Annotated in this window: 14 protein-coding genes; 11 read left to right on the forward strand and 3 right to left on the reverse strand. The window is 70.2% G+C overall.

Annotation, left to right across the window (positions count from 1 at the left end; all coding sequences use genetic code 11):
- The first annotated feature begins 12 nt into the window (after nucleotides 1-12).
- On the forward strand, nucleotides 13-1,527 hold the full coding sequence (locus OG329_RS38140) for a fatty acyl-CoA synthetase (protein WP_405801375.1): 1,515 nt from the start codon (nucleotides 13-15) through the stop codon (nucleotides 1,525-1,527).
- Between the two features lie 31 nt (nucleotides 1,528-1,558).
- Here the strand turns inward: OG329_RS38140 and paaK are convergent, their stop codons facing one another.
- Nucleotides 1,559-2,863 (reverse strand): phenylacetate--CoA ligase PaaK, encoded by a 1,305-nt coding sequence (gene paaK / locus OG329_RS38145; protein WP_405801376.1) that lies wholly within the window; start codon nucleotides 2,861-2,863, stop codon nucleotides 1,559-1,561.
- Between the two features lie 278 nt (nucleotides 2,864-3,141).
- On the opposite strand from paaK, the gene OG329_RS38150 reads away from it, so the two are divergent.
- The 4 genes from OG329_RS38150 to OG329_RS38165 all read left to right on the forward strand — a co-directional run bounded on the left by OG329_RS38150 (nucleotide 3,142) and on the right by OG329_RS38165 (nucleotide 7,875).
- Complete coding sequence (locus OG329_RS38150) at nucleotides 3,142-3,384, forward strand: DUF397 domain-containing protein (protein ID WP_405801377.1); 243 nt, start codon at nucleotides 3,142-3,144, stop codon at nucleotides 3,382-3,384.
- Between the two features lie 67 nt (nucleotides 3,385-3,451).
- Nucleotides 3,452-3,952, forward strand: coding sequence for a hypothetical protein (locus tag OG329_RS38155; protein WP_405801378.1), 501 nt, complete (start codon nucleotides 3,452-3,454; stop codon nucleotides 3,950-3,952).
- Between the two features lie 167 nt (nucleotides 3,953-4,119).
- Nucleotides 4,120-6,480: a glycosyl hydrolase family 95 catalytic domain-containing protein gene (locus tag OG329_RS38160; RefSeq protein WP_405802220.1), complete on the forward strand. Its 2,361-nt coding sequence runs from the start codon at nucleotides 4,120-4,122 to the stop codon at nucleotides 6,478-6,480.
- A gap of 279 nt (nucleotides 6,481-6,759) precedes the next feature.
- A complete protein-coding gene (locus OG329_RS38165; RefSeq protein ID WP_405801379.1) occupies nucleotides 6,760-7,875 on the forward strand; it encodes a chemotaxis protein in 1,116 nt (371 codons plus the stop codon).
- Nucleotides 7,876-7,950: 75 nt separating this feature from the next.
- Here OG329_RS38165 and OG329_RS38170 read toward each other — a convergent pair whose 3' ends face one another.
- Both OG329_RS38170 and OG329_RS38175 read right to left on the reverse strand, forming a co-directional pair.
- The gene (locus OG329_RS38170; RefSeq protein WP_405801381.1) at nucleotides 7,951-9,951 is read right to left on the reverse strand and encodes an N-acetylmuramoyl-L-alanine amidase; all 2,001 of its coding nucleotides are present in this window, start codon (nucleotides 9,949-9,951) and stop codon (nucleotides 7,951-7,953) included.
- A gap of 331 nt (nucleotides 9,952-10,282) precedes the next feature.
- Nucleotides 10,283-11,488 (reverse strand): ROK family transcriptional regulator, encoded by a 1,206-nt coding sequence (locus tag OG329_RS38175; RefSeq protein ID WP_405801382.1) that lies wholly within the window; start codon nucleotides 11,486-11,488, stop codon nucleotides 10,283-10,285.
- A gap of 185 nt (nucleotides 11,489-11,673) precedes the next feature.
- On the opposite strand from OG329_RS38175, the gene OG329_RS38180 reads away from it, so the two are divergent.
- The 6 genes from OG329_RS38180 to OG329_RS38205 all read left to right on the forward strand — a co-directional run bounded on the left by OG329_RS38180 (nucleotide 11,674) and on the right by OG329_RS38205 (nucleotide 20,733).
- Entirely contained in the window at nucleotides 11,674-13,266 is a 1,593-nt protein-coding gene (locus OG329_RS38180) for a sugar ABC transporter ATP-binding protein (protein WP_405801383.1), read from the forward strand.
- 83 nt (nucleotides 13,267-13,349) lie between these two features.
- Entirely contained in the window at nucleotides 13,350-14,324 is a 975-nt protein-coding gene (locus tag OG329_RS38185) for an ABC transporter permease (protein WP_405802222.1), read from the forward strand.
- A gap of 23 nt (nucleotides 14,325-14,347) precedes the next feature.
- The gene (locus OG329_RS38190; protein ID WP_405802223.1) at nucleotides 14,348-15,445 is read left to right on the forward strand and encodes an ABC transporter permease; all 1,098 of its coding nucleotides are present in this window, start codon (nucleotides 14,348-14,350) and stop codon (nucleotides 15,443-15,445) included.
- Nucleotides 15,442-16,662 (forward strand): ABC transporter substrate-binding protein, encoded by a 1,221-nt coding sequence (locus OG329_RS38195; RefSeq protein WP_405801384.1) that lies wholly within the window; start codon nucleotides 15,442-15,444, stop codon nucleotides 16,660-16,662. Before OG329_RS38190 ends, OG329_RS38195 begins: the two co-directional genes overlap by 4 nt.
- A complete protein-coding gene (locus OG329_RS38200) occupies nucleotides 16,659-17,531 on the forward strand; it encodes a sugar phosphate isomerase/epimerase family protein (protein WP_405801386.1) in 873 nt (290 codons plus the stop codon). Before OG329_RS38195 ends, OG329_RS38200 begins: the two co-directional genes overlap by 4 nt.
- Nucleotides 17,532-17,604: 73 nt before the next feature.
- Complete coding sequence (locus OG329_RS38205) at nucleotides 17,605-20,733, forward strand: ThuA domain-containing protein (RefSeq protein WP_405802224.1); 3,129 nt, start codon at nucleotides 17,605-17,607, stop codon at nucleotides 20,731-20,733.
- Nucleotides 20,734-20,750: the final 17 nt, after the last annotated feature.

Consider the following 20,750-nt stretch of genomic DNA (forward strand, 5'->3'; position numbering starts at 1 on the left):
GAGTATCACGCCATGAACGCCGAGGAACGCGCCCTCAGGGAACTGCTCCACAGCACCGTCGACGGCGTCGTACGCCGCAGCGCCCGACGGGTCCCCGACCGCACCGCGCTCAGCTACGCCGACCGCACCTGGACCTACGCCCAGCTCGATGCCGCCGTCTCGACAGCGGCGGCGGCCCTGCGCGGGCACGGTCTCCAGGACGGCGACCGCGTCGCCACCTACGGCCACAACTCGGACGCGTATCTGATCGCCTTCCTCGCCTGCGCGCGGGCCGGGCTCGTCCACGTACCGGTCAATCAGCACCTCACCGGCGACGACCTCGCGTACATCCTGGAGCAGTCCGCGAGCGCCCTCGTGCTCGCCGACCCGGCGCTCGCCGACCGTGTCCCGCCGGGCATCGCCGTCCGCGCGCTGCGCGACAGCGACGACTCGCTGCTCGCCGCGACGGCCGACCCGCAGCCGTACGACCCCGACCGGGACCCCGACGACCTGGCGCAGCTCCTCTACACCTCGGGCACCACCGCGCTGCCCAAGGGCGCGATGATGACGCACCGGGCGCTCGTGCACGAGTACGCCAGCGCCATCGGCGCGCTGGACCTGCGGGAGAGCGACCGGCCCATCCACTCGCTGCCGCTGTACCACTCGGCGCAGATGCATGTGTTCCTGCTGCCGTATCTGGCCGTGGGCGCGCAGAACATCATCCTCGACGGGCCTGACCCCACGGCCGTCTTCGACCTGGTGGAGGCGGGACGCGCGGACAGTCTCTTCGCGCCGCCCACCGTGTGGATCGGTCTCTCCGGCCATCCGGACTTCGCGACCCGCGAACTCGGCGGACTGCGCAAGGCGTACTACGGCGCGTCGATCATGCCGGTGCCCGTGCTGGAACGACTGCGCGAACGGCTGCCGTCGCTCGCCTTCTACAACTGTTTCGGCCAGAGCGAGATCGGCCCGCTCGCCACCGTCCTCGGCCCGGACGAGCACGAGGGCCGGATGGACTCCTGCGGGCGGCCGGTGCGCTTCGTTCAGGCGCGGGTCGTGGACGAGGACGGCAAGGAGGTCCCGGACGGCACGGCGGGCGAGGTGGTGTACCGCTCCCCGCAGCTCTGCGCCGGGTACTGGCACAAGCCCGAGGAGACGGCGGACGCCTTCCGCGACGGCTGGTTCCACTCCGGCGACCTCGCCGTGCGCGACGCCGACGGCTTCTACACGGTGGTCGACCGGGTGAAGGACGTCATCAACTCCGGTGGTGTGCTGGTCGCCTCACGCCAGGTCGAGGACGCGCTGTACACGCATCCGGGCGTCGCCGAGACGGCGGTGATCGGTCTGCCGGACGACCGCTGGATCGAGGCCGTCACCGCGGTCGTGGTGCCGCGCGGAGAGGTCACGGAGGGCGAACTCCTGGACCACGCACGGCAGAAGCTCGCCCACTTCAAGGCGCCGAAGAAGGTGCTGTTCGTGACGGAGCTGCCGCGCAACGCGAGCGGCAAGATCCTCAAGCGCGAGCTGCGGGACCGGTTCGCGAGGTGACCGCCGGGTGCGCCCGGTGGTGGGCTCCTCCTCACTCGCCGGACGGGCCGGGGGTGGTCCTGAGGTCCACGATGCGCTTGATCTTGCCCAGCGAGCGCTCCAGCGTCTGCGGATCCACCACGTCGACCGCCACCGAGACCCCGATCCCGTCCTTCACGGCCGTCGCGATCGACCGCGCGGCGGCCGCGCGCTGATCCGGCGTCGCCTCCGCCCGCGCCTCGGCCCGTACGGTCAGCGCGTCCATCCGGCCGTCGCGGGTGATCCGCAACTGGAAGTGCGGGGCGACCCCCGCCGTACGCAGCACGATCTCCTCGATCTGCGTCGGGAAGAGATTCACCCCACGCAGGATCACCATGTCGTCGGTGCGCCCGGTGACTTTCTCCATCCGCCGGAACACCCGCGCCGTGCCCGGCAGCAGCCTCGTCAGATCGCGGGTGCGGTAGCGGATCACCGGCATCGCCTCCTTGGTGAGGGAGGTGAAGACCAGCTCGCCCTCCGCGCCGTCGGGCAGCACCTCACCGGTGAACGGGTCGACGACCTCCGGATAGAAGTGGTCCTCCCAGATGTGCAGTCCGTCCTTCGTCTCGACGCACTCCTGTGCCACGCCGGGGCCCATGACCTCGGAGAGACCGTAGATGTCGACGGCGTCGATCGCGAACCGCTCCTCGATCTCCCGCCGCATCTCCTGCGTCCACGGTTCGGCCCCGAAGATGCCGACCTTCAAAGAGGTCGTCCGCGGATCGATGCCCTGGCGCTCGAACTCGTCCAGCAGCGTCAGCATGTACGAGGGCGTCACCATGATGATCTCGGGCCGGAAGTCCATGATCAACTGGATCTGCCGTGAGGTCATGCCGCCGGACGCCGGGATGACGGTGCAGCCGAGCCGTTCGGCGCCGTAGTGCGCGCCGAGACCGCCGGTGAACAGGCCGTATCCGTACGCCACATGGACCTTGTGGCCGGGCCGGCCGCCGGCCGCGCGGATCGAGCGGGCGACGACATCGGCCCAGGTGTCCAGATCCGCCCGCGTGTAGCCGACGACGGTCGGGCGGCCCGTGGTGCCGCTGGAGGCGTGGATACGCCGGACGTCCTTCTGCTCGACGGCGAACATCCCGAAGGGATAGTTGTCGCGCAGATCGGCTTTGGCGGTGAAGGGGAAGCGCGCGAGGTCGGCGAGCGAGCGGCAGTCGTCCGGGCGCAGCCCGGCGGCGTCGAACGACTCCCGGTAGAAGGGCACGTTGTCGTACGCGTGCCGCAGCGTTGTCCGCAACCGCGTGAGCTGCAACGCTTCGAGCTCGTCCCGGCCCAGTTGTTCCCCGGCGTCCAGCAGATCCGTCATGGGCGACTCTCCGACTCTTCCCGTACAGACCGGACGACTGGACGACCGATCATTCGGTTGATCCTCTTCCCGCAAAGTAATCCAGCCCCCCGGACCGGCGTCAAGGCTCGGGGCGTGACCGGCGGCCGTCCGGCGGCGGTCCGGCTGCGGTCCGTGGCCGTGCTGCGGTCAACTCGGCGCCGGATCAGGGGGGTTGGGGGCGGCCGGTGCAGCGGCCTGTCCGGGACCCGAAACGATCGATAGTCTGGCCCCGGACGACGAATCGGGAGGAGCGGGACGTGGCTGAGAGCACCACCACCCAGCAGTTGTTGGCGGGCTGGGACAAGCCGGAGCTGGACTTGAGCAAGGCCGACTGGCGTTCGAGCAGCCAGGGCACGGGGGACGTCCAGATCGCCTTCGTCGAAGGGTTCATCGCGATGCGCAACGGCGGAAAGCCGGAGAACCCCTCGCTGATCTTCAGCCCCGCGGAGTGGCGGGCCTTCGTACTCAACGCCCGCGACGGGGAGTTCGATCTCACCTGACCGACGCCCCTGTGTCCCGCTCCGGGTCCCGCGTCGCCGGGGTCCCGCGGAGACGTACCATGGCGGCATGTCCTTCCTCCGCCGCCGCAGCTCCGCCACACCCGCGGGCCCGGACTTCGACGTCCTGGCCATGGACCCGGGTGACTGGCCCGGAAATCTGGGCGCCGGTCTGCTGCCCGCCCCCGACGGGAGCTGTCAGGGCGTCTTCCTGCGGTACGACCTGTTCGGCGGGCGCGGCCCGGCGATGATCATCGGCAATCTGCCGGAGGGGTCGCCGGCCCGCGAGCTGGAGGACGGCCAGGTCCCCTTCGAGGTGGCGCAACTGCTCATCGCCCTGGAGAACGAGGAGCAGGTCGAGGTCGTCAGTACGGAGGACGTGCCGGTCATGCAGGGGGACAACCTGCTCATCGTGCGCCGGCTCAAGCTCTCCGAAAGTCGTATCGCCTGCGTGCAGTTCGACCGCAGCGACAACGTCCTCGTCACCATCGCGAGCTGGGACCGGCCGATCACCGACGATCTCTACGCGCTGCTGAAGCCGCTGCCGGCGGAGCTTTTCCAGCAGGGCTGAGCACGGCTGAGCGCGGCTGAACAGGGCGGGGCGGGCGCGCCCCTTCCAGCCATCGCCTCGCGGCGGGAGAATTGCCTGCCGCGAGGTTTTGTCATGTCTCTTGCCAAATCAGTCATCGGACTTTTAGCGTCTGCCGCATGACTCAGGGCATCACCCGCAGAACGACGATGAAGTCCGCCCTCGGCGTAACCGGCGCCCTCGCGCTGGGTGTTCCCGCTCTGGCCGGTAGAGCCATGGCCGCCGACCCCTCCGATGAATTGACTCTCTGGTATGCGAAACCCGCCGCCGACTGGGAGCGCGAAAGCCTCCCCATCGGCAGCGGAGCCCTCGGCGCCGGCATCTACGGAACCCTCGCCTCCGAGCGCCTTGTCCTCAACGAGAAGACCCTGTGGACCGGCGGCCCCGGCGCCCCCGGCTACGACCACGGCAACTGGACCAGCCCCAGACCCGGCGCGCTGCGCGGGATCCAGGACCGTATCGACGCCGAAGGGTCCCTGACCCCGGAGGAGGTCGCCGCCGCGCTGGGCCAGCCCAAGCACAGCTTCGGCTCCTACAACGTCTTCGGCGACCTGCTGATCGACGTCCCGGGAGCGCCCGGTGGCCCCGACTCCTCCTACCGGCGCGCCCTCGACATCGGCACGGCCCTCGCCTCGGTCTCGTACGCCCACCAAGGCGCCACCTACACACGGGAGTTCTTCGCCTCCCATCCCGGCAAGGTCATCGCGGGCCGGTTCGCCGCCGACCAGCCCGGCAAGATCGGCTTCACCCTCCGCTACACCTCCCCCCGCTCCGACTACACCGCCACGGCGGCCGGCGACCGGCTCACCATCCGCGGCACGCTCCAGAACAACGGGCTGATCTTCGAGGGCCAGATCCGCGTACGGACGCAAGGCGGCACCGTCAGCGCCGGGAACGGCACCCTCACCGTCAGCGGCGCCGACAGCGCGTGGTTCGTCCTCGCGGCCGGCACCGACTACGCCGACACCTACCCCGACTACCGCACCGAGGACCCGCACGGCGCCGTCACCGACGCCGTCGACCGGGCGGCCGGCCGCTCCTACGACGACCTGCGCACGGAGCATGTCGCGGACTACCAGGGGCTGTTCGACCGGGTGGCGCTCGACATCGGCCAGGCGCTGCCCGACCTGCCGACCGATCAGCTCCTCGCCCAGTACTCCGGCGGCACCGGAGCCGCCGACCGAGCACTCGAAGCGCTGTACTTCCAGTACGGCCGGTATCTGCTCATCGCCTCCTCACGGGCCGGATCGCTGCCAGCGAACCTCCAGGGAGTCTGGAACAACGTCACCAACCCGCCCTGGGACGCGGACTATCACGTCAATATCAACCTCCAGATGAACTACTGGCTCGCCGAGGTCACCAACCTCGCCGAGACCACCGTGCCGTACGACAGCTACGTCGACTCGATGCGCGAGCCGGGCCGTACGACCGCCCGCGAGATCTTCGAGACGGCCGGCTGGGTGGTGAACAACGAGACCAATCCGTACGGCTTCACGGGTCTGCACCAGTGGGCCAGCTCGTTCTGGTTCCCGGAGGCCGGCGCCTGGCTCACCCAGCAGATGTACGACCACTACCGCTTCAACGCCTCCACGGACTATCTGCGCTCCACCGCCTATCCCGTGATGAAGGAGACCGCCGAGTTCTGGCTCGGCTTCCTGCGGGTCGACCCGCGCGACGGCAAGCTCGTCGTCAACCCCAGCTACTCGCCGGAGCAGGGCGACTTCACCGCGGGCGCGTCGATGTCGCAGCAGATCGTGCACGACCTGTTCACGAACACGCTGGAGGCGGCGCGCACGCTGGGCGACGACCCCGCGTTCCGCACCCGGCTCGAGGACGCCCTCGGCGAACTCGATCCCGGTCTGCGGATCGGATCATGGGGCCAGCTCCAGGAGTGGAAGGAAGACCTGGACAACCAGAACAACGATCACCGGCATGTCTCGCATCTCTTCGGTCTGCACCCCGGCCGGCAGATCGAGGTCGGCACCGAATGGGCCGACGCCGCCAAGGTCTCCCTCACCGCGCGCGGTGACGGCGGCACGGGCTGGAGCAAGGCATGGAAGATCAACTTCTGGGCGCGGCTGCGGGACGGCAACCACGCGCACAAGATGCTCACCGAGCAGTTGAAGAGTTCCACCCTGCCGAACCTCTGGGACACCCACCCGCCGTTCCAGATCGACGGCAATTTCGGCGCGTCCTCCGGTGTCGCCGAGATGCTGCTCCAGAGCCAGCACGGTCCGATCGAGATCCTGCCGGCCCTGCCCGCGTCCTGGCCCGACGGCTCGGTGACCGGGCTGCGGGCACGTGGCGGCGCCACCCTGGACATCACCTGGGCGGGCGGCAAGGCGAGCCGGATCGTCCTCAGGGCGAGCCGTAGCGGTGAGCTGACCCTGCGCAGCACCCTGCTGCCCGGCGGTGAGAGGACCTTCCGGGCCAAGGCCGGGCGGGTCTACGAGTTCACGGGGGGCCGTGGCAGGCCGGGCCACGGGCGGCCGGGTGGCGGCCGGCCCTGACGCCGGAGCGCTGATCCGGCCACCGGATCAGGGGTCTCGTCCGGCCGGCGGCGGCAGGCCGGGCGGGACCCCGTCGTACGCGGGGTCCTGTCGTACGCGGGGTCCCGTCGTTCGCGCGGCCCCGTTGTCATGCGCGGCCCCGTCGTAATCCGGGGCTCGCGTATTCGACGGCTCCGCGCCCCTGCGGATGTCGGCGGCGTCCCGCAAGATGGAAGCAGGTCCGGGGTACTCCAGCCGGCCGCTCGCCGGTGTGGGACCTCCGCCGAGCGAAGGGGCAGCATGGACAGTAACGATCTGACGCCCGACGTCCTGCGCACGCTGCGGGAGCAGCGCCCGTATCCGGCGGTGTCCCTGACGATGCCCACCCATCGGCACGATCCGATGAACGACCAGGACCCGGTGCGGCTGCGCAACGTCCTGTCCGAGGCCGTCCACCGCATGGAGGCCGATCCGGACGTTCCCAAGGCGACGCGCCAGGCGGTCAGGGCGCGGCTCGACCAGGCGGTGGCCGAGGTGGATCTGCGCCACAAGCTCGACGGGCTGCTGATCCTCGCCGACGCCGAGGAACACCAGGTCTGGTACCTGCCCCGCGAGGCGCCCGAGTCGGTCGTCATCAGCGACACCTACCTCACCCGCAACCTGGTGGCGGCCACCGCCCAGCGCCACCACTACTGGGTGCTGAACGTCGCCGCCAACCGCGCGACGCTGTGGAGCGGTGTCGGCGACTCGCTGAGCGAGCACCGCGCGGACGGCTTCCCGATGACGCCTTCCGAGGCGACGTGGGACGTCGAACGCCTGGAGCGGATCGGCAACCCGCCGAGCAATTTCATGGACGAGGACACCCGTAAGTTCATGCGGTCGGTGGACGACGCCTTCACCGCCGTGCTGGCCACGCGCCCGCGCCCGTTCCATCTGGTCGGCGTCCCCCCGGCGCTCGCCCTGCTGGAGGAGGCGGGCAGCACCGCCAGGTCCGCCGCCGGCCGGCTGGCCAAGGGCGGCCTGACCGACGGCCCGGCCCATGTGCTGGCCAAGGCGATCCGGCCCGTGGTGGAGGCGTACGCGCGCGACGAGGAGCGGGAGGTCCTGGTCCAACTGGACGACGCCAAGGGCAGGCGGGTCTTCGCCGCCGGTCTGGACGAGGTGTGGGAGGCGGTACGGGACCGGCGTGCCGCCCTGGTGGCGGTGGAGGAGCACTTCCAGCGTTCCGCCAGGATCAGCGAGGGCCATCTGATCCCGGTCGACGGCGCGGACGGCGCGGCTCTCGGCCGGGAGGTGCAGGACGACATCGTGGACGAACTCGTCGAGACGGCGCTGGACGGCGGCGCGCGGGTCGTGTTCCTGGACGACGACGTACTCGTCGACCACCACCGGATCGCGGCGGTGCTGCGCTACTGAGACAGTCGGGCGCCACCGCCCCCCCCACACACACAGGCCGGTGGCGCCCAACTCGCGCCCTATGAGAGCCGCGTATCAGCGGCCCGAGGGCAGGACCCGGACGTCGGACGCCTTCACATAGGCGACGCGGTGTCCGAACTGGATTTCGTAGTACTGCTCCTGGCCGCTCACCACGCGGTGCCCGGTGGTGTCGAAGGTCGGGGCGAAGTAGTACGCGCCCGGCACCCGGTCACCGACCACGTACTTCTGGCCGGCCAGCAGCTTGTACGGGAACGGTGAGACCGACTGCACCGGGATGCCGGCCGGATACGCCGACGCCTCCGGATAGGCCCTGCCGTACACCGGCACGTCCGCGAGACCGGCCTTCGGCGTCAGTACCCGCTCCTCGGCGCTCACGGCCGTGGGCGCCGAGCGCGGGTTGTGGAACCATGCCTTCTGCCCCAGGTACCAGATGGCCGTCCAGTCGCCCTCGCGCCCGGCGACGGCGTACTGCTGGCCCGTCGACGCGCGGGCGCCCAGGTCGTTGACCCCGGTCGTGGAGTCCCCGCCGCCCGGCCGCAGACCGATGTCCTTGACCAGCGGCGACGCGGCGTCGGGCGCCGTGTGCAGCCGTACCGCCCCCGAGCCGTGCGGGGCGCACGCCTGACCGGCCGTCACACAGCCGGTGTAGAGCGGCTGGTTCGACGCGTAGTCGGGACGGATCGTCACCGCGCCCGCGGCACGCCCGCCCTCCGCCTTGAACGGCTTGCCCAGCAGCTCGAAGTAGTGCGCCCAGTCCCAGTACGGACCGGGGTCGGTGTGCATACCGGCGATGGTCGACGCGGTCGTGCCGGGCACGTTGTCGTGGCCGATGATGTGCTGGCGGTCCAGCGGGATGTCGTACCGGTCGGCGAGATAGCGCACCAGCCGCGACGACGTCCGGTACATCGCCTCGGTGTACCAGGCGTCGGGGGAGACCAGGAAACCCTCGTGCTCCAGGCCCACCGAGGTGGAGTTGACGTACCAGTTGCCCGCGTGCCAGCCGACGTCCTTCACCGGGACATGCTGCGCGATGTGTCCGTCGGACGAGCGCAGCGAGTAGTGCCAGGAGACATACGTCGGGTCCTGGACCAGTTTGAGGGTGGTGTCCCAGGTCGCCTCGGTGTCATGGATGACGATCGAGTTGATGGCCGGCGACCCCGCCTCGGGGCGGTCGGCCTTGTCGTGGTTGCCGTAGTCGCCCTCGCCGAACTCCTCGTACGGCGCCGGGATCCACTCGCAGGCCACGGTGCGCGGGCACTCGGTCTTCCCGGCGTCGGCCTTACGCAGTCCGAGCTTCGACACCTGCGAGGTGTCGGGGGCGACGGCGGGCACGGCCGGCAGTGCCACCCGCTGTCCGCTGTCGGTGGTGCGCCGCTGGCCGTCCCTGATCACGGCGTAGACGTCGTCGGCGTACGTCGCGGCGGTGGCCGAGTCGTCGGCGCCGGAGAAGCGCGCGACGGCGGCGTACCAGTCGGCCGGGTCGGTGCTCAGCGGCTTGCCGAGCGCGCGCTGGGCGTCGGCCAGCAGGGCCGCGCCGCCCTGGATGTTGGCGGCGGTGTCCTGCCGCAGTCGCTGAGGGGACTGACCGGTGAGCTTCGCGGCCCGGTCCACGGTGCGCAGCCGGGCGGGCAGTTCGGAGTTCTCGGGTACGACCGCTTCGCGGACCGCGTCGGGCGCGCCCGTCTTCACCGGGCGGGAGGTGTCGCCGCGGGCGTCCTCCGTGCCGTGCGAGTGGTGGGGCGCCTCGGCGATCGCGGTCCTGGCGTCGGTGAGATGCATGGGGCCGTAGCCGCCGGTCACGCTCGCCGCGCCGCCGTGGGTGTCCCACCGCGACTGGAGGTAGGAGACGCCGAGCAGGACGCTCGCCGGTACGTCGTACCGCTCCGCCGCCGCGGCGAAGTCACGCTGGAGCGCGCCCGCGGCGGGCTGTTCGGCGGTGGCGGAGGGGGCGGCCGACACCAGGGACAGCAGCAGGGCGGCCGAGGCGACGGCGCCCGCCGTTCGCGTCGCACGTCTGCGGACGGTTCTGACGGATGCGGGGGCGGAACTTTGCAATGCGGCCTCCAGTGACGTGGTGCGCGAAGCGCCCGCGGGACCGTACTCGACACCTCATGGATCGTGCGGGTCGGGGGTGTCGAGTACAGGGCAGGGATACAGGGGTATCGGCTTGACGGCGATCCGTCAATCAGGCGTGGCGGCAAGGATTTCGCACGTCAGCGTGTGTGTCGGGGACTTTCCTGAGCGGCAGGCCATGGGCCTGCGACGCGTCAGTGGTGTGAACCAATGTGCGGACTCGACCGCCCTGGAACGATGTTGGTCGGACCTTGACGTTTCTTGAACCTGACGAACCGTCAGACATGCCTGGGCGGGGACGCGATGGCGGCGCTCACGCCGTGACGTCGCGCGCCAACTGCCGGTCCACCTGCGCCGGCGACAGGGCGTGCTCGATCGCGAGTATCCCCGCGCCGAACGCCGCCGCGTTCTCACCCGTACGGCTCGGCTCTATCCGCAGCACATGCGTGGCCAGCGGGTGCGACCGCCGGTACACCGCCTCCCGTACGCCCGCGAGCAACTGGTCGTGCACGGCCGCCAGCGCGCCGCCGAGCACCACCGTGTCCGGGTTGAAGAAGTTCACCAGCCCCGCCAGGACCTCGCCGACCGCGCGGCCCGCCTCGCGCACCATGCGCAGCGCGTCCCTGTTGCCGGACTTCACCAGCCGTACGACATCGCTGCCCGACGCGGCGTCAAGTCCGAGGCCCGCGAGCTTGGCCGCGATCGCGGCTCCGCCGGCCACCGCCTCCAGACAGCCGAAATTGCCGCACCGGCAGGCGTCCTCCTGGTCGCCGACCTTGATGTGCCCGATGTCGCCCGCGCTGCCCTGCGCGCCCCGGTGCAGCCTGCCGTCGGCGACGATGCCGCAGCCGATGCCCGTACCCACCTTGATGTAGAGCAGGAAACGGGTGTCGGGGAACGCCCTGCGCTGCTCGGCCAGGGCCATCACATTCACGTCGTTGTCGACCAGCGCCCGCGCGCCGAAGCGCGAGGCGAAGAATTCGGGAATCGGATACTGGTGCCAGCCGGGCATGATCGGCGGATCGACGGGACGCCCGGTCGAGAACTCCACCGGCCCCGGCACCCCCACCCCGATCGACCGCAGCGTGCGCGGATCGCGTTCCGACCTCTCCAGCAGGGTGTGCAGCGTGCGTTCCACATGGCGCAGGACGACATCGGGGCCGTCCCCGATCGACAGCGGATCCTCCTGCGTCGCCAGGGTCGTACCGCCGATGTCCATCAGCGCCACCCGGCAGTGCGAGGCGCCGAGGTCCACGCCCGCCACCGCGTGCTCGCGGGTACGCAGCCGCAGCCTGCGCGGCGGCCTGCCGCCGGTCGAGCCGCCGGCCTCCGGCCCCGACTCGTCCACGAAGCCGTGCGCGATGAGCGCGTCCACCCGCTGGGAGACCGTGGAGCGTGCGAGACCGGTCATCCGGGAGAGGTCCGCGCGCGTCGCCGCGGCTCCGGAACTGATCAGCGCGAGCACCTCGCCCGGTGAGTGGGAGACCGGGTAACCGCTGTGATCGGGCAGCGCAGACATGGCATCACCTTAGGGACGACTTCCGTTGCTCACAAGACGCCATTCATTCGCCTCCCGGCATAAGTACCCGTCAACTCCGCTGAAATGAACGGTGCTTGGACTCTTGACAGGTCAAAGTTCAGTCGCGACATTGCACAGCAGACCGCGACCGAGGAGCCATCGAGTAGTCATCGAGGAGCCAGGGGATGCTGACGATGCAGGGCGTGTCCAAGAGCTTTCTCGGGGTGCGCGTGCTTCACGACGTAGGACTCGATCTTCAGCCCGGCGAAGTCCACGCCCTGGTGGGCGAGAACGGCGCGGGGAAATCCACCCTGATGAAGGTCCTGGCCGGCGAGCACACCCCCGACACCGGCACGATCACTCTTGACGGAACAGCGCATACGTTCAGCCACCCCGGCCAGGCGCAGGCCGCCGGGATCGGCATCATCCACCAGGAGTTCGCGCTCCTGGCGCACCGCACCGTCGCCGAGAACGTGTTCCTCGGCCGCGAGCCGACCCGCTACGGCCTGGTCGACCGTACGGCGATGGAACGGCGCACCGCCGAACTCCTCGCCGAGATCGACGAGACGGGCATCACCCCGCGCACACTCGTCCGGGATCTGTCCGTCGCGCGGCAGCAGACCGTGGAGATCGTGAAGGCGCTCGCCTCCGACGTACGTGTGCTTGTCATGGACGAGCCAACCGCACCGCTCGCCGACCACGAGGTCGCGCTCCTGTCGGCCCTGGTGCGCCGGCTGACCGCGCGCGGCCTCGGCATCCTGTACATCTCGCACCGCCTCAAGGAGGTCTTCGACCTCTCGCGGCGCGTCACCGTCCTCAAGGACGGCCGCCATGTCACCACCGTGCGCACCGCCGACACCACCCCGGACGACATCGTCCGCGCAATGGTCGGCCGCGATCTGACCGCGTACTACCCGCCGCGCGCCCGGCACGACGAGATCGGCGACGTACGGCTCACCGTCACCGGCGGCGGCAACGCCCGTATCAGGGACATCGATCTGACGCTGCGCGCCGGCGAAATCGTCGGCATCGCGGGCCTCCAGGGCGCGGGGCGTACGTCGCTGGCCCGCGCCCTGTTCGGCGCCGCGCCCTTCACCACCGGCACCATGACGGTCGGCGGGAAGCCGCTGCGGCCGTCGAGACCGCGCGACGCCATCCGCGCGGGCATCGCCCTGGTCACCGAGGACCGCAAGGCGGAGGGGCTGGCCCTGCGCCAGTCGGTGCGGGACAACGCGCTGCTGGTCACCCGCGCCGTCGCCGTACGGCGCAGGCCCCCGGCGGGCCGTGAGGTCACCGCACTCCTCGATCGTGTACGGCTCCAGTCGCGCGGCGAGGACCAGCAGGCGCAGTTCCTGTCCGGCGGCAATCAGCAAAAGGTCGTCATCGCCAAATGGCTGGCGGCCGGGCCTCAGGTGCTGCTGTTCGACGAGCCCACTCGCGGCGTCGACGTCGGGGCCAAGTCGGCCATCCACACCCTCGTACGCGAACTCGCCCGCGAGGGAATGGCCGTGCTGATCATCTCCTCCGAACTGCCGGAACTGATCGGGATGAGCGACCGGCTCCTGGTGATGTCGGACGGGCGCCTCGCGGGTGAACTGCCCGCCGGGGCAACGGAGGAGAGCATCATGCGGCTCGCCACGACCGGGTCGGCCCAGGGGGCTCACGCCCGTACCGACGCACCCACGACCGACGCATCCACGACCACCGCGACCAGCACCAACACGACCACCGCGACCACCGCGACCACCGCGCCCGCCGGACAGGAGGGCCCCGCGTGACCACGCTCGAATCCGCCCCCGCCCCCTCCGGCCCTCCACCCAAACCGGCATCGCCGTCCCGGAACCGGGCCCCGCGCTCCGTCCTGAAGTCCGTCGACCCCGTCATCGGCGTCTGGCTCGCCGCGCTCGCCGTGACCGTCCTCGGCTGGATCGTCGTCACCGCCCAGGGCGGGAACTTCCTCACCACCACCAACGCCGTCGCGATCCTCCAGAACTGCGTCGCGCTCGGCCTGGTCGCGGTCGGCCAGTCCGCCGTCATCCTCACCGGCTCCCTCGACCTCTCCGTCGCCTATCTCATCAGCCTCGGCACGCTCGTCGCCGCCGAGACCATGGCGAGCGGCGGTGTCGTCACCGCCGTCATCGCCGTTCTCGCGCTGTCCGTCGCGGTCGGACTCGTCAACGGACTGATCGTCACCGGCCTCAAGGTCAACGCGTTCATCGCCACCCTCGGTATGGCGTTCATCCTGCGCGGCTGGATCGAGGACAACTACACCGGGCCGGCCGGCGAGGTGCCCGTCTCCTTCCAGCGCCTGGGCTACGACCGCGTCGGCCCCGTCCCCGTGTCGGTGTTCCTGCTCATCGCCGTGGCCGCCCTGATGTGGCTGATCACCCGCCGTACCCGCCTCGGCCACCACATGTACGCCACCGGCGGTGACGAACACGCCGCCCGGCTCTCCGGCGTACGGACCGGGCGCACCGTCGTCATCGCGCATGTCCTGTGCTCGCTGTGCGTCGGCGCCGCCGCGCTGTTCCTCGCGGCGCGCCTGGGCGCGGGCGCGCCGTGGGCGGGCACCGAGGCGCGCTACGACCTGGAGTCGATCGCCGCCGTGGTCCTCGGCGGCACGGCCCTCGCCGGCGGTCGCGGCGGAGTCGCGGGCACCCTCGGCGGCGTGTTCGTCCTCGCCGTCCTGGACAGCGTCTTCAACCAACTGTCGGTCGACCCGTTCTTCAAGAACGTCGTACGCGGCGTCGTCATCATCGCCGCCGTCGCCATCTACGCCCGGCCGCGCCGGACTCCGAAGGCACCGAAGACCCTGACGGAAGGGCGGACCGCGTGAGCGCCCCGACCAAGACCGCGTCCGTGACCGGGAAAGCCCCCACGGCCTCACCCGGCAAGCGCCTCGTCCGCGCGCTCGGCACCGGCATCCCCGTCTACGTACTCCTCGCCGTACTGCTCCTCGCGCTGCTGATCACCGACCCCGGCTTCTACGAGCCCGACAGCTTCCTCTCCTTCGTCAAACGCGCGGCGCCCCTGGTGATCCTGGCCGCCGGGCAGTATCTGGTCATCGTCAGCGGCGAGTTCGACCTGTCCGTCGGCGCGATCGTCACCGCGGGCGTGGTCGTCGCGGCCGAGCTGTACGGCTCCTTCCCCGACGCCCACTGGCTGGTGATCACCGCCGTCCTGCTTCTCGCGGGCGCTCTGGCCGGGCTGGTGAGCGGGCTGATCACCACCGTCCTGCGGGTGCCGTCCTTCATCACCACCCTGGGCATGATGCTCATCCTCGAAGGCGCCGTCTTCTTCTGGACCGGCGGCTCACCGCAGGGCGTACTGCCCACCGCCTTCCGCCAGTTGGGCCGTGGCACCGCCTTCGGCTGGCTGCCCTGGGCGGTCGTCGCGTGTCTTCTCGCCGGCACCGTCGCCGTCCTCGTGACACGCTCCGACTTCGGCCGGACGCTCGTCGCCACCGGCGACAGCGACCGCGCCGCCGCGCTCTCCGGTGTGCGGGTGATCCGGGTGCGGACCGTCGCCTTCATCCTGTCCGGCGCCGCCGCCGCGCTCGCCGCCGTCCTCGTCGGCGGCTTCTCCGGGGTCTCCGCGCAGGCGGGCCGGGGCTACGAGTTCGAGGCCATCACCGCCGTCGTCCTCGGCGGTGTGGTCCTCGGCGGCGGCCGGGGCTCGGTGGTCGCCGCCATGGCCGGCGCCTTCTCGCTCCAGGCGCTGTTCACCCTGCTCAACCTCCAGGGTGTCTCCGGAGCCCTGGAGTCCACCGTCCAGGGTGTCATCGTCATCGCCGCGGTCGGTCTCGGAGCCGCTGACTGGTCCCGGCTGCGCCGCCGCCGTACGTCACCGGGCAGCGGCCCGCCAGGTCCCACGCCACCCACGCCACCCATGCCACCCACGTCACCGGACCGTACGCACCCCACCGGTACGCACCCCACGGGAGGAACACCCTCATGACCGTCATCCGGCACCTTCGCCGACGCGCCCTCGCCTCGGGCGCCGCGCTGCTCGGCGCCGTACTCCTCGCCTCCTGTACGAGCGACGCGCCACCCGAGTCGCCCCCGGGGGCCTCGGGCGGCTCGGAAACGGCGGACCCGGGCACCGGGAAGCAGTCCACCTTCTTCGAACAGGCGGAGTACGACCGGCAGTTGGCGCTCGCCGACCAGACGCCCGAAGGGCCGGACGGCAAGCCCTGGGAGCAGATGCTCAACCCGGAGATGGTCGACACCTCCCAGTACAAGAGGGCCGACCCCGGCGGGATCGAGCTGTGCTTCTCCAACGCGGGTGTCTTCAACCCCTGGCGCCAGGTGGGGCTGAAGAACATGCGGGCCGAGGTGAAACTGCACAAGGAGATCACCAAGTTCACCGTCCTGGACGCCCAGGGCAAGGACGACAAGCAGATCTCCGACATCCAGGAGCTGTCCGGACGCGACTGCGACGCGCTGATCGTCTCGCCGAACACCACGGCCACCCTGACCCCCGCCGTGAAGCAGGCGTGCGGCAAGGTGCCCGTCATCGTCTTCGACCGGGGTGTGGAGACCGACTGCGCGGTCACCTTCGTCAACCCGATCGGCGGTTACGCGTACGGCGCGGTGGCGGCCGACTTCCTCGTGGAGAAGGTGAAACCGAAGGGCAAGATCCTCGCGCTGCGCATCTCGCCCGGCGTGGACGTCCTGGAGACCCGCTGGTCGGCCGCGAAGGTCGCCTTCGACAAGAGTGAACTGGACGTCGTGGACGTGAAGTTCACCGACGGCGACCCGGCGAAGGCCAAGTCGATCGTCACCGACGCGCTGACCCGGCACGGCGACATCGACGGTGTGTGGATGGACTCCGGCGCCACGGCTGTCGCCGCCGTCGAGGCGTTCGAGGACGCGGGCAAGGACGTACCGCCCATCACCGGCGAGGACCAGCAGGACTTCCTCCAGGCGTGGCAGGACAAGGACCTCACGGCGATCGCCCCCGCGTACCCGACGTTCCAGTGGCGTACGCCCGTCATCGCCGCGCTGGACATCCTCAAGGGCGAGGACGTGCCCAAGGAGTGGAAGCTTCCGCAGCCCACCATCACCCAGGACAACCTCGACGACTACCTGAAGCCCGGTATGCCGCCGCTGCACTACGCGATGTGCGGCTGTGAGTCGATGCCCGGATTCCCGAAGGACTGGGGCGGCAAGTGACGACCCCGCACCCCCTGGGCGCCAACCCGTGGATCTGGCACTCACCGGTCGACGGCGACGCCCTCGCGAAGACGCTGCCACGGCTCGCCGCCTGGGGCTTCGACTGCGTCGAACTCCCGCTGGAGCAGGCCGACGACTGGGAGCCCGCCGCCGCGTCGAAGCTGCTGGACGCGACCGGGCTCGCCCCGGCGGCGGTCGTCGCCGTCATGCCGCCCGGCCGTGATCTCGTGGCCACCGACCCGGCGACCGTGCGCGCCACGCGGGACTATCTGCGGCGCTGCGTCGACGCGGCCCACGCGATCGGGTCGCCCGTCGTGGCCGGTCCCGTCTACACGGCCGTCGGGCGCTCCTGGCGCATGACGGACACCGAACGGGCGGCGGCGTGGGCCGAATGGCGCGAGCACATCGCGCCGGTCGTGGCGCACGCGCGGGAGGCGGGGGTGACGATCGCCGTCGAGCCGCTGAATCGTTACGAGACGAGTCTGCTCAACACCGTCGCCCAGTGCCTCGACGCCATGGACGGCCTGGACCCGGCGGCCATCGGCATCGCGCTCGACGTCTACCACCAGAACATCGAGGAGCGCTCCCTGCCCGGCGCCGTACGGGAGGCGGGCAGCCGCGTCGTCCATGTCCAGGTGTGTGCCAACGACCGCGGTGCGCCCGGTGCCGACCACCTCGACTGGACCGGCTTCCTGACCGCGCTCACGCACGCCGGCTACCGGGGGCCGCTGTGTATCGAGTCCTTCACCGCGCACAACGACGCGATCGCGGTCGCCGCCTCCGTCTGGCGCCCGCTCGCACCCAGCCAGGACGAACTGGCCACCGACGGGCTGGCGTTCCTGCGCCGGGTCATGGCCGCCAGGCCCTGAGAACCGACCGACTGACCGACCGATCCTGTCCCCGCAGAGAGGATTGACCATGAAATGGCATGTGCATGACAGAATACGTGACGGTAGGGCTCGTGGGAGAGCGATCCGAAGAGGGCTCGTCGCCGTCGTCGGCGCCCTGCTGCTCGCCCTGACCGCCCTGCCCACCGGCGCCGGAGCCGCCGAGAAGGAAGAACCGGCCTTCAAGGCGCTCCTGTTCACCCGCGCCGTCGGCTATGTCCACGGGTCCATCCCCAACGGCATCAAGATGTTCGAGGAGGAGGCCGCCGACAACGGATTCGAGATCGTCCAGAGCGACGACCCCACCGTCTTCAGCGACGACAACCTCGCGCAGTACGACGCGATCGTCATGCTCCAGAACTCCGGCATGGTCTGGGACACCGAGGCCCAGCGCCAGGCCATGCAGACGTTCGTACAGGGCGGCAAGGGCATCGTCGCCATCCACAACACCCTGGACATGGGCGTCGAGGAGGCGTTCCCCTGGTGGGACGAGACCATCAACGGCGGCGCCCACATGCCCACCCACTCGCCCGGCGTGCTCCAGGGCACGGCCAAGGTCGCCGACCAGGTCCACCCCTCCACCAAGGGACTCCCCGAGCGCTGGGAGCGCCCCGAGGAGTGGTACAACTTCGACGAGAACCCGCGCGGTGACGTCCATGTCCTGGTCACCGCCGACGAGACGACCTACAACCCCGGCCCCGACGCCATGGGCGCCGACCACCCCATCTCCTGGTGCCGCAACACCGAGGGCGGCAAGGTCTGGGCCACCGCCATGGGCCATGACACACCCGCGTACGACGAAGAGGCGTTCCGCGAGCATGTCGTCGGCGGGCTGAAGTGGGCGGCCGGCGACGAGCCGGGCGACTGCGGCGGCACCGACTGGGGCGCGTACGAGAAAGTCACCCTCGACGACAACACCGCCGACCCGATGGAGCTGGACGTCGCCGAGGACGGCCGCGCGATCTACGCCCAGCGCAACGGCGAACTGAAGATCTTCGACCCCGCCTCCCACTCCACCGTCACCGCGGGCAAGCTCGACGTCTACACCGGCGGCGAGGACGGCCTGGTCGGCATGGAGCTGGACCCGGACTTCGCGAAGAACAACTGGGTCTATCTCTACTACGCGCCGGCCGCCGAGACCAAGGACGTCAACCGGCTCTCCCGCTTCACCCTCAAGGGCAACACCCTCGATCTGAAGAGCGAGAAGAAACTCCTCGACGTCCCGGCCTACCGCTCCCGTACCTTCACCGAACCCGGACACACCGGCGGCGCCGTCGAGTTCGGCCCCGACGGCACCCTGTACCTCGGCGTCGGCGACGACGTACCGCCCAACCTCGACCCGAACTGGCAGGGCTACGCGCCGATCGACTGGCGCGCGGGCAAGCAGATGCTCGACGCCGCGCGCACCGCGGGCAACACCAACGACCTGCGCGGCAAGCTGCTGAGGATCAAGCCGAAGAAGAGCGGCGGCTACACGATCCCCAAGGGCAACCTCTTCGCCAAGGGCACGGCCAAGACCCGGCCCGAGATCTACGCGATGGGCTTCCGCAACCCGTTCCGCTTCACCGTCGACCAGGAGACCGGCTACGTCCACCTCGCCGACTACGGCCCCGACCGCGGACTGCCCACCACCGACCGCGGCCCCGAGGGTCTGGTCGAGTACAACGTCGTCAAGAAGCCCGCGAACTTCGGCTGGCCGTTCTGCCACGGCGACAACCAGCCGTACGCGCCCTACAACCCGGACACCGGCGAGATCGGCGCGAAGTTCGACTGCGCCAACCCCACCAACCCCTCGCCCAACAACACCGGACTGACGAAGCTGCCGCCCATCCAGCAGCCCGAACTCTGGTACGGCTACGGCACGTCCGAGAAGTTCCCGGAGATGGGCGCGGGCGGCTCGGCCCCGATGGGCGGACCCGTCTACCGCTACGACGCCGACAACCCCTCCGAGACGAAGTTCCCCGAGTACTTCGACGGCGCGAGCTTCCTCTACGAATGGTCACGCAACTACATCAAGGAAGTCCGCTTCGACCAGGACGAAAAGCTCCTCAAGGTCAACGACTTCATGGACTCGGTCGCCTTCAAGAGCCCCATGGACATGACGTTCGGGCCCGACGGATCGCTGTACGTCCTGGAGTGGGGCAGCGAGTTCGGCGGCGGCAACAACGACTCCGGCCTCTACCGCGTCGACTACGCCCAGGGACGGCGCAGCCCGATCGCCAAGGCGAAGGCGTCCGTCACCAACGGGGCGCTGCCGCTCAAGGTCGACTTCTCCAGCGAGGGCAGCGCCGACCCGGACGGTGACGCGCTGACCTTCGAATGGGACTTCGACGGTGACGGCACCTACGACTCCACCGACGAGAACGCCACCCACACCTATACCGAAGGAGGCGAATTCAGCGCCCAGTTGAAGGTCACCGACTCCAGCGGGAAGTCCGGCTTCGCCAACGTGCCCATCACCGCGGGCAACACGGCCCCGAAGGTGACCATCGACATCCCCGTCAACGGCAAACTCATCGAGTTCGGCGACAAGATCCCGTACAAGATCACCGTCACCGACCCCGAGGACGGCACCGTCGACTGTTCCAAGGTCACCCTCAACCCGGCGCTCGGCCACGACGAGCACGAGCATCCGACCAACGACATCGCCGGCTGCGAGGGCACCGTCGACACCGGCGACCTGGGCGGCCATCCCGAGGGAGCCGACCTCACCTACGTACTCAACGCCAAGTACACCGACGGTGGCGGCGCCGGGGCGCCGGCACTGACCGGCTACGGGCGCTCCGTCCTGCAACCGAAGCTCAAGCAGGCCGAGTACTACGACGACCAGTCGGGCACCCGCGTGGTCAACCAGTCGGGCGCCGCGAACGGCAAACGCATCGGCGACATCAGCGACGGCGACTGGGTGGCCTTCGAACCGATGAGCGTGGAGGGCATCGACTCGGTGAGCTACCAGGTCTCCTCACCGTACGGAGTCGGCGCGATCGAACTGCGCGCCGGCGCCCCGGACGGTGAACTGCTCGCCACCACCCCGATCCCCAACACCGGGGACTGGGACGTCTACCGGGCGACCGATCCGGTCCCGGTGAAGGCCCACGACGGCACGCACAAGCTCTATCTCGTCTTCACGTCACCGCAGAACAACGCGTTCGACGTGGACACGGTGGAGTTCAGCGGCCCGTAGTTTCGTGACCGCGGGCG

The sequence above is a fragment of the Streptomyces sp. NBC_01506 genome (assembly GCF_045040295.1).
Lineage (GTDB): Bacteria > Actinomycetota > Actinomycetes > Streptomycetales > Streptomycetaceae > Streptomyces.